Source organism: Pseudarthrobacter sp. W1I19 (genome assembly GCF_030817835.1).
GTDB lineage: Bacteria > Actinomycetota > Actinomycetes > Actinomycetales > Micrococcaceae > Arthrobacter.
In genome coordinates this window covers 1,174,136-1,186,882 of sequence record NZ_JAUSZR010000001.1, presented here as the reverse complement: position 1 = coordinate 1,186,882, position 12,747 = coordinate 1,174,136, and the positions used below count along the sequence as shown (strand labels likewise).

The 12,747-nt window shown below is 61.6% G+C and carries 14 protein-coding genes; 13 read left to right on the top strand and 1 reads right to left on the bottom strand.

Annotation, left to right across the window (positions count from 1 at the left end; translation table 11 throughout):
• Positions 1-36: 36 nt before the first annotated feature.
• The 12 genes from QF038_RS05610 (at position 37) to QF038_RS05555 (ending at position 9,984) form a co-directional block, all read left to right on the top strand.
• Positions 37-909: a type II secretion system F family protein gene (locus QF038_RS05610; protein ID WP_307609259.1), complete on the top strand. Its 873-nt coding sequence runs from the start codon at positions 37-39 to the stop codon at positions 907-909.
• A gap of 76 nt (positions 910-985) precedes the next feature.
• A complete protein-coding gene (locus QF038_RS05605) occupies positions 986-1,792 on the top strand; it encodes a type II secretion system F family protein (protein WP_307609258.1) in 807 nt (268 codons plus the stop codon).
• 8 nt (positions 1,793-1,800) lie between these two features.
• A complete protein-coding gene (locus QF038_RS05600; protein ID WP_307609257.1) occupies positions 1,801-2,013 on the top strand; it encodes a Flp family type IVb pilin in 213 nt (70 codons plus the stop codon).
• Between the two features lie 264 nt (positions 2,014-2,277).
• The gene (locus tag QF038_RS05595) at positions 2,278-2,517 is read left to right on the top strand and encodes a Flp family type IVb pilin (protein WP_307609256.1); all 240 of its coding nucleotides are present in this window, start codon (positions 2,278-2,280) and stop codon (positions 2,515-2,517) included.
• 108 nt (positions 2,518-2,625) lie between these two features.
• Positions 2,626-3,015, top strand: a complete 390-nt coding sequence (locus tag QF038_RS05590; protein WP_307609255.1) for a TadE family protein — start codon at positions 2,626-2,628, stop codon at positions 3,013-3,015.
• Entirely contained in the window at positions 3,003-4,037 is a 1,035-nt protein-coding gene (locus QF038_RS05585; protein WP_307609254.1) for a pilus assembly protein TadG-related protein, read from the top strand. The genes QF038_RS05590 and QF038_RS05585 overlap by 13 nt, the downstream gene beginning before the upstream one ends.
• Before the next feature lie 41 nt (positions 4,038-4,078).
• A complete protein-coding gene (locus tag QF038_RS05580; RefSeq protein WP_307609253.1) occupies positions 4,079-4,849 on the top strand; it encodes a Flp pilus assembly protein CpaB in 771 nt (256 codons plus the stop codon).
• Positions 4,846-6,042: an AAA family ATPase gene (locus QF038_RS05575; RefSeq protein WP_307609252.1), complete on the top strand. Its 1,197-nt coding sequence runs from the start codon at positions 4,846-4,848 to the stop codon at positions 6,040-6,042. The genes QF038_RS05580 and QF038_RS05575 overlap by 4 nt, the downstream gene beginning before the upstream one ends.
• Positions 6,042-7,595, top strand: coding sequence for a CpaF family protein (locus QF038_RS05570; protein ID WP_307609251.1), 1,554 nt, complete (start codon positions 6,042-6,044; stop codon positions 7,593-7,595). The genes QF038_RS05575 and QF038_RS05570 overlap by 1 nt, the downstream gene beginning before the upstream one ends.
• Before the next feature lie 6 nt (positions 7,596-7,601).
• Positions 7,602-8,534 carry a type II secretion system F family protein gene (locus QF038_RS05565; protein ID WP_307609250.1) on the top strand — a complete coding sequence of 311 codons (933 nt, stop codon included), beginning with the start codon at positions 7,602-7,604 and terminating at the stop codon, positions 8,532-8,534.
• A gap of 7 nt (positions 8,535-8,541) precedes the next feature.
• The gene (locus QF038_RS05560; RefSeq protein ID WP_307609249.1) at positions 8,542-9,426 is read left to right on the top strand and encodes a type II secretion system F family protein; all 885 of its coding nucleotides are present in this window, start codon (positions 8,542-8,544) and stop codon (positions 9,424-9,426) included.
• A 93-nt stretch (positions 9,427-9,519) separates the two neighbouring features.
• Entirely contained in the window at positions 9,520-9,984 is a 465-nt protein-coding gene (locus QF038_RS05555) for an Hpt domain-containing protein (protein ID WP_307609248.1), read from the top strand.
• A gap of 11 nt (positions 9,985-9,995) precedes the next feature.
• Here the strand turns inward: QF038_RS05555 and QF038_RS05550 are convergent, their stop codons facing one another.
• Positions 9,996-10,787: a response regulator transcription factor gene (locus QF038_RS05550; RefSeq protein ID WP_307609247.1), complete on the bottom strand. Its 792-nt coding sequence runs from the start codon at positions 10,785-10,787 to the stop codon at positions 9,996-9,998.
• Positions 10,788-11,042: 255 nt separating this feature from the next.
• Between QF038_RS05550 and QF038_RS05545 the strand changes: the two genes are divergently transcribed.
• A complete protein-coding gene (locus tag QF038_RS05545) occupies positions 11,043-12,710 on the top strand; it encodes an ATP-binding protein (protein ID WP_307609246.1) in 1,668 nt (555 codons plus the stop codon).
• Positions 12,711-12,747: the final 37 nt, after the last annotated feature.

The following is a 12,747-nucleotide window of genomic DNA, read 5'->3' as shown; positions in this document are numbered from 1 at the left end:
CTGTTGCTTTTCGCAGCAGTAATCCTCCTCTTCACAGTGGTCCTCAAATCCAAGCACCTAATTCCGATAGAGAGGCGCCGGCCGGACGTCGCGGCCGCTGCTTCCAGGCTCACCCTCCTCACCGATACCGCTGTGGGCGCGATCAACAAGAAGTTGAAAGGGAAAAACGACTTCCTCGTCAGCCGGGAACGGCTCGAGCGTGCCGGGCTGAAGGCTCAGCCAGCCGACTTCCTCTTGATGATGGGGGCAGGCGCACTGGCAGGCGCCGTTCTTGCGTTCTTGTTGGGCGGTCTTTTCTTCGCAACCCTGGCACTCGCGGTCGTCCCCGCGGCCATGCTCGCCTATCTCACGGTGTTGACGTCAAGACGCAAGAGCAAGTTTGACGAACAGTTGCCGGATACGCTGCAGATGCTCACCGGCAGCATGCGTGCCGGCCACAGCCTCCTCAGGGCCATCGATGCTTCAGCACGTGAATCTGATGCACCAATGTCCGAAGAACTGAGCCGAATCGTCAACGAGACCAGGATCGGGCGGGACCTCGGCGAATCCATGATGGACGTGTCCGCCCGCACTGGCAGTGAGGACTTCTCCTGGATTTCGCAGGCCATTGAGATTCACCGTGAAGTCGGCGGAGACCTTGCTGAGGTTTTGGACCACGTAGGCGAAACTATCCGCGACAGAAACCAGATCCGACGGCAAGTAAAAGCTCTGAGCGCTGAAGGCAAAATGTCTGCCGGCGTCCTCATGGGCCTTCCGGTAGTGCTCTTCTTCGCATTGATTTTTATCAATCCCCAGTACTCGAAGACTTTCACGAGCACTGTGCCCGGCTATCTGATGCTGGGAGTCGCCGCCGTCATGCTGACCGCCGGCGGTTTCTGGCTCAGCCGCTTGATCAAACCCAAGTACTAGGAGCAATGATATGTCACCCATAGCACTAGGCGCGATGCTGGCTATCGTTCTCCCAGTCTCCTACTTGGTTTGGTCCGTGTTCGCTGTCGACAGGGTTGCCATTCGCAACATTCAGGCCAACCTCGGACAAAGGGCCAGGAACGCGTCCCAGCAAAGTCTTTCTGTAGATGCGGGCGCCATTGCCCGCAAAATCACTCCAGTTGGCTACGTGGCTTGGTTGGACAAGCAGCTTGCGGGTGTTGGACGGCCGAAGGAGTGGCCGCTCGAACGCCTCCTGGTCGTCAAACCCATGTTGGCGCTTGGAGGAGCGGCTTTCGGTTTGTTCTTCTTCCTCGCATCCCCCGCACCCGCTCGTTTTGGCATTTTGCTCGCCGCAATTGCATTCGGCTACTTCGCGCCGGATCTGCTGGTGCGAACCAATGCCGAGAAACGGAGGGCCAAAATCAGAATGGAACTGCCCAATACCCTTGATCAAATGCTGATCTCCGTGCAGGCCGGTTTGGGTTTCGAAGCTGCAATGGCCCGCACGGCCCAGAATGGAAGCGGGCCACTCGCGGACGAAATGACCCGGACTTTGCAGGACATGCAAGTAGGACGTTCCCGGAAGGAGGCCTACCTTTCGATGTCCGACCGTGTTGATGTCCCGGACCTGCGATCTTTTATCCGGGCCATTGTTCAGGCAGACGCGTACGGCATCGCCATCGCTAAAGTTCTGAAAGTCCAAGCCCACGAGATGCGACTTAAGCGCCGTCAGCGAGCGGAGGAACATGCCATGAAGATTCCGGTAAAGATCCTTTTTCCGCTCATCTTCTTCATCTTCCCGACCCTCTTCATCATCCTGCTGGGGCCGGCAGTCATGAACATCGTTGCAGCCTTTTCCTAGGAGGATTCGTGAAACATCTGACGCGGCTTCTGAACGGCGCATCCGAAAAACTCGTGGCTTTCCGCAACCAGGAACGCGGCGCCACGGCTACTGAGTACAGCCTTCTGGTCGGCTTCATTGCCATTGTGATTGTTGCTGGTGTGGGTCTATTCGGTACCGCGCTGAACTCCTCATTTGGCTTTCTCACCACTGGCATCAGAACGGCACTAGGCATCCCGTAGACGTTCCATGCCCCTCGCGCCCGCTCGGCGCCCCAAGGACCGGACCCCCTCGGCACCCAGAACCGAGGGGGTCCGTTTGTGTGCCCGGAAAATCGAAACTCAGTATTACCGCAGCGAAAACCAAGCAAAAGCGCAGGAAAAGTGCGGCGGTGAAAGCGTTTGCGAAGGATGTTCCAAGATACCGGCTTCGCCCCTGTTTTCGTTGCTAACTTCGATTCAGAGCTGGTGCAGGACCAGCTTCTCCCACTCGCTCAGGAGTCTCAAATGCTTTCTCTCTACACCAACATCGTGACCCGCCTCCACACCAATGAAAAGGGCGCCACCGCCGTTGAGTACGGCATCATGGTTGGCCTCATCGCAGTCGTCATCATTGTTGCTGTCACCCTTCTGGGCGGCACCTTGGACGACATGTTCACTCAAGTGCAGTGCTCAATTACCAAGGGCACCTACACGGCCGGTGCCAAAGCTGGTCTGGGCACCTGCGCCGCTGCAACGACTCCATAGCCAACCACCTCACCCTGATGGCCTAGCTCGAGGGCAACCATGACAGTGGCGTCGGCCTTGCCGCCGCCACTGTTTCATTTGTAAACCGTGATTCCGAAAGGCAGCAGCATGTCCAGAGCATCCGAGCGAGGAGCCGTTGCAGTCGAGTTTGCGATTGTGGCGCCCGTCCTGGTCATGCTCCTTTTGGGCATTGTTGAGTTCAGCCGCGCCTACAACACCCAAGCTTCGCTTTCGGCGGCTGCGCGTGAAGGCGTGCGAGTGATGGCAATAACGGGCAACCAAGCAACGGCACGTTCAGCAGCAAAAGCCGCGGCTGTGTCCCTACACCCCGGTTTGCCGGATACAAGCATAGTTTTTGGGACCCCATGCCCTTCCACAGCTAGCACCGGGACCAGCCCCCAAGCGACCATCACCATCACCTACTCCCTGTCGACTTTGACGGGAATAGCGGGTCCTTTCACGATGACCGGCAAAGGAGCCATGCTGTGCGGCGGCTGACACCTGGAAAGAAAAATAACGACGCCGAACGCGGCGCCGTTAGCGTGATCGTCGCCATTATGCTGGTGGTCCTGTTGGGCTTCGGCGCCATGGCTGTAGATGTCGCCATGCTGTATTCGGAGCGCGCTCAACTCCGAAACGGAGCGGACGCTGCCGCCCTCGGGGTCGCCCAAAAGTGCGCGAAAAACGTAAGCGACCCTAACTGCTCAGACACCTCTTCGCTCGCGAGAAGTCTGGCCAACAGCAACGCGAATGACGGCCTGAGCAATATCAAGTCCATAGTGCTCAACAAGACCGGCCGCACCGTGACAGCCACCGTCGGCTCCCAGGAAGCCGGCCACGCCCCAAACCAGGTGTCCCTCTTTCTTGCCCGCGCCTTGGGCTTCAACACCACGGAAGTCAATGCCCCGTCAACAGTTGGTTGGGGCAGTCCGGAAAAAGGACCAACCGTCTTTCCTATCACGGTCTCCATCTGCCAGGTCCGGGGCCAGAAAGACGTTATGCAGCTCCTTCGCCTTCATGGAACCGGAGCCAATCCGGGCTGTTTCTACGGGCCGTCCGGGGCAGCGGTTGAAGGCGGATTCGGCGGCCTCAAACAGGACCCCGGCCAGTGCGGCGCGCTCATCGATATTAAGGCAAGCACCGGCACCGCCGGCGGATCCACGGGCGTTGATCCGCCCTCAAATTGCGAAGCCCTGCTCAACGGCTGGGCAGCTGATATGAACGCAGGTAAGGACGTCATTGTTCTGCTGCCGATTTTCAATAAAGTGACCGGCACCGGAACAAACGCTGTATTCGGGCTCACAACTTTCGCCGCATTCAAGGTGGCAGGCTGGAAGGTTGGCAACACTGGACTTCCCTACACTTTCCGCAACCGAACACCGGACGTTCCGGCCTCGCTGGAGTGCCGTGAGCCCTGCCGGGGCATTATCGGAAGTTTCGTCCAATACGTTTCTCTCGCAAAGGGCTACACCCTGGGTGATGTGAACCCGGATGGTGCGACCGTCGTCGAACTCCGTTAGCCCGTGCAACCCATGATCCTTGAACTATCCAGGAGAAATCAGTGAAGTCCCGTTTGCTAGCTGGTGTATTGGCGGTACTGCTCGCCATCGTCGGCGCAGTCATTGTGGTGACCTACGCGCAGGGGGCAGACCAGCGTGCAGTCGCGAACCTCGAACCCGTGGAAGTCCTCGTGGTCAAGAAAGCGGTGCCGGCCGGCGCCTCGGTCGAGACTCTAAAGACCTCCGTGTCCCTTCAGCAGTTGCCGGGCACCGCCGTCGCGAAGACAGCCCTCAACACCTTGGACGGAGCGGCAGGAAAAGTAGCTGCCGCAGACCTTGTGCCGGGTGAACAGCTCGTGGCGGAACGGCTGGTATCACCCGAAGACCTGGAGACCTCCGGTTCGGTACCCGTGCCGGCAGGGCTGCAGGAAGTCTCGTTCCAGCTTGAACCGCAGCGCGTCGTTGGCGGCCGGCTTGAGGCGGGGGACACTGTCGGCATCTTCATCTCCTTGCCGAATGGAGGGCTGGAGGCGAAGCCTGATAAAGAAACCGTCCAGTTGTCCATCCGCAAGGCACTCGTCACCGCGGTCCAGCGGGCACCGGAAGCAACAACTGCAAAGCCGAGTGCCGCCGCAACCGATGCCGCCCAACCAGATCCGCGCGACGTCAACCTTCCAACGGGAATGTTGATGGTCACTGTTGCCGTCAACGACGTCAACTCCGACAAGATCGTTTTCGCAGCCGAGTACGCTTCGTTGTGGCTTAGCCGCGAACCACTCGACGCCCAGGACAGCGGGCCGCGCGTCATGACCCGGCAGGACCTATACAAGTGAGCCGCTTCGTCCTTATCACTCCCGACACCAGCTTCGACGCCCGTTTGCGCCAAGCCGTTGCAGGAGGCCTTCATGGTGGAGTCCAGACGTTCTTCACCAGCCTGCTGCCCGCGGACCCGCACCAGCTCTTCGCGAGCCTGGACCAGGAGCAGCCTGAGGTCCTGATTCTGGGCCCTGAGGTTCCTTTGGACGAAGCACTTCGGTTCGCCACCGTCTTGAACGTCAGCTCCCCCGAGCTGGGCGTGGTTGTGGCTGCCGAGCCGGAGACCGACTTCCTTCTGCACGCGATGCGGGCGGGCATCAAGGACATCATTGCCCCAGATTCGGACGCCGCCCAGTTGCGTGTCGTCTTGGAGCGGGCAAGCCAGTCCTTCGTCAGCCGGCACCGCCCGCTGGCGCCTCAGCATGCCGCTGAGGGCAACAAGGGACTGGTGATCGGCGTCTTCTCGCCCAAGGGCGGCGTGGGCAAAACCACCATCGCAACCAACATCGCCATCGGGCTGGGAAAGATCGCCCCGATGAGCGTTGTCATTGTTGACCTCGACCTCCAGTTCGGGGATGTGGCCTCCGGGCTCTACCTTGACCCGGAGCACACAGTGACGGACGCCGTGTCTCCGGCCGCCAGCCAGGATTCCCTGGTCCTCAAGGCCTTCCTCACGGTGCATCCAGGCAGCATCTATGCCCTTTGCGCTCCCCCCACCCCTGTCGATGCTGACGAGATCACTCCGGACCAGATCAGCCGGCTGATCGAACAGCTGTCAGAACAGTTCCAGTACGTGGTGGTGGATACCGCGCCGGGACTGCCCGAGATCGGGCTGGCAGCCATGGAAAAGTGCACCGACGTGGTCTGGGTCAGCGGCATGGACATCCCGAGCGTGCGCGGCCTTCGTTCCGGCCTGGATATCCTGCGCCAGCTGGATATCGTTCCCGATACCCGCCACGTGGTGCTCAACATGGCTGACTCCAAGAACGGGCTCACCGTCCAGGACCTCGAATCAACCATCGGGGCACCCATTGATGTCAGCATCCCGCGCTCGCGCGCCGTTGCCCTGTCCACAAACCGGGGAATCCCGGTCCTCCAAGAGCCGGTAAAGGACCCGGCGGTAAAGGGGCTTAGCCACCTCGTGGAGCGGTTCAACCCCTCGTGGCGGGCAAAATCCCAGCGCAAACTGCACCGAAGGGTCGTGGTCTAGTGAAACTCTCAGAGCGCATCAACGCCGCCCAGGCGAAAACACAGCCGCTTCCCAGCCCCGCCTCTGCCAAGGCCTCGGCTCCGACCCGCGACGTGCCGCCTCCCCAGGTTCCGGCCCAACGCGTGCAGTGGGCGGAACAGTCCTCGGAAGAGCGGACGACGACGGCACCGGCTGCCGCCGCCGTTGCGCCCGCCAGCGCGCACTTTGAAGAGTCGAAGCCGAAACTCCAGCAACCCGTCGATGTTTTCGCAGCACTTAAGCAACGGGCTGCGACGGCCCTGTTTGAACATCTGGGCGCCCGGTTCAACGACTCCGCCATCACTGAGCATGAGCTGAAGTCAACTGCCCGCGATGAGCTTACGCGGATCATCGACGCTGAACAGGTCCCGCTCTCCCCTGAGGAACGCACACGGCTGGTGCAGGACGTGGCCGATGACGTTTTGGGCTACGGCCCACTTCAGCGATTGCTCGATGATCCGGCCGTCACTGAAATCATGGTCAACCGCATGGACCAGATTTACGTCGAACGGAAGGGTCACCTCACACTCGCGGACACCCGGTTCAGCTCTGAGCAGCATCTTCGCAAGGTTATTGAACGCATTGTGTCCAAGGTGGGCCGGCGAATTGACGAGTCCTCGCCCCTGGTGGATGCGCGCCTCGAGGATGGTTCGCGCGTCAACGCCGTCATTCCGCCACTGGCGGTGGGCGGCTCATCGCTGACCATCCGAAAGTTCAGCAAGACTCCGCTGACGGTGCGGAACCTCATCGATTTCGGAACGCTGACGCCGGAGATGGCGGAGCTGCTTAATGCCTGTGTCAAAGCCAAACTCAACATCATCGTGTCCGGCGGTACAGGCACGGGCAAGACCACACTTCTCAATGTGCTGTCCTCCTTCCTGCCTTCGGACGAACGAATCGTCACCATCGAGGACGCTGTGGAACTTCAGATCCAGCAGGACCACGTGGTCCGGCTGGAGAGCCGTCCCCCGAACACCGAGGGCAAGGGTGAGGTCACCATCCGCGAGCTTCTGAGGAACTCACTGCGTATGCGCCCCGACCGCATCGTGGTAGGCGAAGTCCGTGGCGGCGAATCCCTGGACATGCTCCAGGCCATGAACACCGGCCACGACGGTTCGCTTTCCACCGTGCACTCAAACTCGCCCCGGGACGCCGTCGCACGCTTGGAGACCCTTGTCCTCATGGCAGGCATGGACCTGCCGCTCCGAGCCATCCGCGAGCAGATTGCCTCCGCGGTGAACCTGATTGTCCAAATTTCCAGGTTGCGTGACGGGTCCCGCCGGATAACCCATGTAACTGAGGTCCAAGGTATGGAAGGGGACATCGTGACCCTGCAGGACGCGTTTGTGTTCGACTACTCCGCCGGCGTCGACCAGCACGGGCGCTTCCTCGGCAAGCCCGTGGCCACCGGCATCCGGCCGCGCTTCATCGACCGTTTCGAAGATCTCGGCATCCATGTGTCACCGTCAGTGTTCGCCACGCAGTCAGGGGCTGCTCCGGCTGGTGCGAACCCAGCCGGCAGCGGAAAGGCCTAAGACCACATGTTGATCGTTATCGGAGCCACCCTCCTGTTCCTCGCCCCCATCATGGTGGGTGTGGCGCTGGTGCTGCCGCGCACTCCCGCCATCGCTCTCGACAGGCGCCGGCCCTTTCAGGCCGATCCGCCGTCGAACCTCACCCGGCTCGCTGACGCGACGGTGGGTGCCTTGGACCGGTTCCTGGCAACCCGAAACGTCCGGCTCTATAACCGCGACGCGTTGGAAAATGCCGGTGTCAGGTTCAGCCAGGCTGAATACTTGGTGCTGGTCATCGCCGGTGCCATCGTGGGCGCACTGGTGGGAATGGTGATCGGCGTACCTGCGGTCTCCGTCCTGCTGTTTATCCTGGCGCCGTTCGTAGGCCACCTTGTGCTCGGTTTCCTGGCAGGCAGGCGGCGGTCCAAGTTCGACAGCCAGCTTGGCGACACGCTTCAACTTCTCTCCGGCGGGCTCCGCGCCGGCCACAGCATCCTCCGCGCCATTGACGCCGCGGCGGCCGAGTCGCAGAGTCCAACGTCAGAAGAAATGCGACGGGTCATCACGGAGACAAGCCTGGGCCGCGATCTGCTGGCTTCCCTGACTGACACGTCTGAGCGCATGCGGAACGAGGACTTCATCTGGATTGCCCAGGCCATCCAGATCAACCGGGAAGTGGGCGGCAACCTGGCAGAAGTGCTGGACCAGGTCAACGAAACAATCCGCGAACGCAGCGAGATCAAGGGGCACATCAAGTCCCTCGCGGCAGAGGGAAAGTTCTCCGCCTATATCCTCATCGCCATGCCCTTCGGCATCGTACTGATGCTGATGACGGTCAATCCCGCCTACATGGATTCGATGTTCACTCATCCGCTGGGATGGGGCATGATCGGCGGGTCCGTTGTGCTCATGACAATCGGCAGCCTGTGGATGCGCAAAATAATCGATCTGAAGTTCTGAGGCGATCATGAGTCCGCTGATAATTTCCTCGCTGTTGCTTGTTTCGGTCCCCATCGGTTATCTGACCTGGTCTATCCTCTCGGTTGACCGGAAGGCCCGGACCGCCACCATGGCTATCCTTACGCGGGGCCGCCCTGCAGTCGAGATGGTCGGGAAGAAGAAGGCTGGCATTGTGGCCGGAATCGGTTACCAGCTGACTCCCCCGGCATACGTCCGCAAGCTCGACCGGTTGCTGTCACTCGCCGGCCGGCCCCTTTCCATGCCGCTGGAAAAGGTTCTTGCCGGAAAGATTGCCCTCGGCGTCGCCGGCGCTTTCCTCGGCCTCTACCTGAGCGCCGTCGGCACCACTCCGATCATGAAACTGGCGGGGCTGTTCCTGCTGTTCCTCGGTTACTTCATCCCGGACCTCCTGCTCTACAGCAAGGGACTGGAACGCCAGAAAGTCATCCAGCTGGAACTGGCCAACACCCTGGACCAGATGCTGATCTCTGTCGAGGCAGGCCTGGGCTTCGAGGGCGCCATGGCCCGCGCCGGCGACAACGGCAAGGGACCCCTGGCCGAGGAACTGGTGCGGACCCTGCAGGACATGCAGGTAGGCCGCAGCCGGCGCGAGTCCTATCTCGCCCTGGCCGAGAGGACCAACATCCCGGAGCTTCGCAGCTTTGTGCAGGCAGTGGTCCAGGCGGACACGTACGGCATCGCGATCAGCCGTGTCCTCCGGGTCCAGGCGAAAGTCATGCGCGTAAAGCGCCGCCAGCGCGCTGAAGAAAAGGCCATGAAACTTCCGGTGATGATCCTGTTCCCGCTGTTGTTCTTCATTTTCCCGGTGCTGTTCATCGCAATTCTCGGACCGGCCGTCATCAACACCATCGCGACATTCAGCGGACAATAGGGGCCCCAGAACCAGCCCCAAGGATCCCTCAAGGTTTACACAGGATCACCCGAAATAGGACAACCATCGAATTCCAGGAAGTAGCCTTGAAGAATGCACAGTCCAGATCCCGGCTCCAGCGACAGGAGCACAGCCGCGGAACCTCCGCAGCCCGGGATCACAGCACTTACCGGTTCAGTCCTCTCGCAGGAAGCGGCCGGGCTCTTGCCGCTCGTTGACGCCGCCGTGCTTGAGGAGCTCGAAGACGAACTGGCCGGCTCCGGGCTCGCCCAGCGGTTTGCCCGGGATTATGCGGCCATGTGGGACCAGCGTTGCGCCCGGCTGGCCGCCGCTGTCCAAAGCCAGGACAGCGAATCCGCCCTGGACGCCGCCATCAGCCTGAAAATCAGCTCAGCGATGGTGGGAGGAGTGCGGCTGGCGAAACTTGCGGAGCTGCTGGAGACGCTCATCCGGCAGGGTGACTTCGGCCGGGGACAGGTCCTGATGGCGCGGGTTGCCCAGGACGGGGTACAAACAGTGTCCGAGCTCCAGTCCACGTACATCCTCAAGAACGGCTGAGCGACCCCAAGTCAGCCCTGCGCCGCGTCCTGCCTGCTGGGCGCCAGCCGGTAACCCACACCGCGGACAGTCTGGAGCCAGCGGGGTGCGACGGGGTCCTCCTTCAGCTTGCGCCGCAGGTTGCCAATGTGAACTTCAACAGCCCGCTCGTCAGCCTCGCTGATGTACGTGTCTTCGTCATAGAAGTCTCCGCGGACAGCCCGCACCAGGTCCGCACGCGTACATACAGCCCCTCCACCCCGCAGGAGCACGTGCAGCAAATCGAATTCGCTTCTGGTGAGGCCAAGCGGTTCCCCGTTGATTTCCACGGTGCGCGTGCGGTGGTTCAGTTCCAGGCCGTTGTGGTGCAGAACTGCCGCGTCGTCGGGATGGGCTGGAGCTGCGGGGGCGGCTCCCCACCCAGCCAAAGCAGGCTTTTGTCCTGTGATCTCATGCCGGGGCCTGCGCATCATCGCCGACACGCGGGCCCGCAGCTCCCGTGGCCGGAACGGCTTGGCAATGTAGTCATCGGCACCGGCATTAAGGGCGGACAACAGGTCCGGCTCCTCAGTGCGGCCGGTGAGCATCACTACGTAGGCGTTACTGAAGTTGCGGATGCGCCGCAACACCTCGAGGCCGTCGATGTCCGGCAGCCCGATGTCCAGCGTCACCACGTTGGCCTGCTTCATACGGACCACTTCCACGCCGGCCCGTCCGTCAACTGCTGTATGCACCTCGAAGCCGGCCTGGCTCAACACTCCTTCCAGGAGGTTTCGCACATCGGCATCGTCTTCGATAACTACAGCCACACCAAGATCGTCCATTGATATCCCTGCGCCAGGCGGTCATGGCCCCCCATTGGCCCAGCGCCAATGCCATTCCCGCTCCAACCCTTTATACGCTACAAGCAACCGAGGCTGATGACACCTGTTTCAACTATGCATTTGAAAAGTCAATTATTATGACAGAACATGTGGATTACGAGTCAGAGAGGATGTGTGCCAAGGTGCCTTGCAGGAATTTGTATGCACCTGCGCCGGGAAGTCTCATTATTGTCCGGCATGGCACAGGCATAGTTCATGGCTGACCGCCTCTTTCCCCGCCGATCCGCACGGATTTTCCAGCGGCTTGGGCCACGCTCCCAAGTGGCCCTGTGCCAACTGCCCTTGACTCTGATCGTGGTGGCCCTTGCCATAGCCACTCCGTTTGCCTGGCCCACTCTTCTTTACCATCCCCTGTACATGGCGGGAATCCTGCTTTCCGTCGCGCTCTTCCTGTGTTGCCTCCTGGTCCCATGGGAGCGGCTGGCGCACCCCCCGTACCTCCTGATCCCTGTCCTGGACTTCCTGGCGATCGCCCTGCTCCGGAATGGTGCCGCCCCACTCCTCCCCGGCCTCGCGGTCCTGGCAGTGTTCCCCGTCATCTGGCTGTCCGCCTCCGGCATGCTTGCGCGCAGCAGCCTGGTCCTGAGTTTCCTCGGCCCCATGCTGATCATGGTTCCTTCGTGGGCAGGCCGCTTCCCCAACCTGACGGCTTCGGACATCACCACCACCTTCCTCTTTCCCCTGATGATGCTCACCGTCTCCCTGGCCATCAGGTTCGCGAGCATGAATGTCCGGCTGCAACAGCGTGAGCTGGCCGCAAAGGACAGGGAACTGCGCGAACTGCTGCGCAAGAGCAGGGAGCGGGAAAAGCTGCTGGAGACGGTCCTGGACGCCACCGACGTCGGAATCGCCGCCGTCGACCGGTCCGGCCACTTTCTGGTCTCCAACAGCCGGCAGCGGAACTTCCGCCAGGCCACCCGCGCCGACGATGCCGTTCCCGGGCAGGGCCACCAGCTGATTTTCGGACCCGACCGGCGGACCCTAATACCCGCGGAGAAGCGGCCCATCAGCCGGGCCATAGCCGGTGAGTCCTTCGCGGACTATCTGGTGTGGGCCGGGGAGGGAGCTGACCAGCGCGCAGTGTCCACAGCAGCCCGCCCACTGGTGAGTGAGGACGGCCAGCTAACCGGCGCCGTCGTTGTCTACACTGACGTGACCGGCTGGGTGGAGGCGCTGGCAGCCAACCACGAACTGGTTTCCAACGTGACCCACGAATTCAAGACGCCGCTGAACTCCATCATCGGGAACGTGGACCTGGTGCTCGACGACGTAGCGGCCTTGCCGCCGCAAGTGGCCCAGCGTCTCCTGGTGGTGCAGCGGAACGCCGAGCGGCTGCTGGCACTGGTCGCTGACCTGTCGGCGTCGGCGTCGGCGGCACTCAATGTCCACCCCAAACGGACGGACCTGGCGAGCCTCGTGGAAACCACCATCGGCTCAGCCCAGGCCCAGGCCGAGCTGGCGAACATCCACCTTTCAACCGATGTCCCCTCGCCCCTGTGGGCGTACGCGGACCCGCTCCGGATCGGCCAGGCCCTGGACAACCTGGTATCAAATGCCATTAAGTACTCCCCAGGCGGCGGCAACGTCCGTATCAGCGCCCGCAGCACCAGCGAATGGGTCCAGCTCAGCGTCAGCGATACCGGGATGGGCATCAGCAGCGAGGACAGGGAGAGGGTTTTCAAGCGATTCTTCCGGACCGATTCCGCCCGGGACGCGGCCATCGGCGGCGCCGGGCTCGGCCTGTCGATCACCAGGATAATTGTGGAACGACACGGCGGACAGATCTCCTGCGTCAGCGGGGAGGGACAAGGCAGCACGTTCACCCTGACCCTGCCGGCAGAGGGCCCCCCGCCCGCGTTCTAGGTTTCGACAAGCTGAACCACCGGTGATTGAGCTCGGG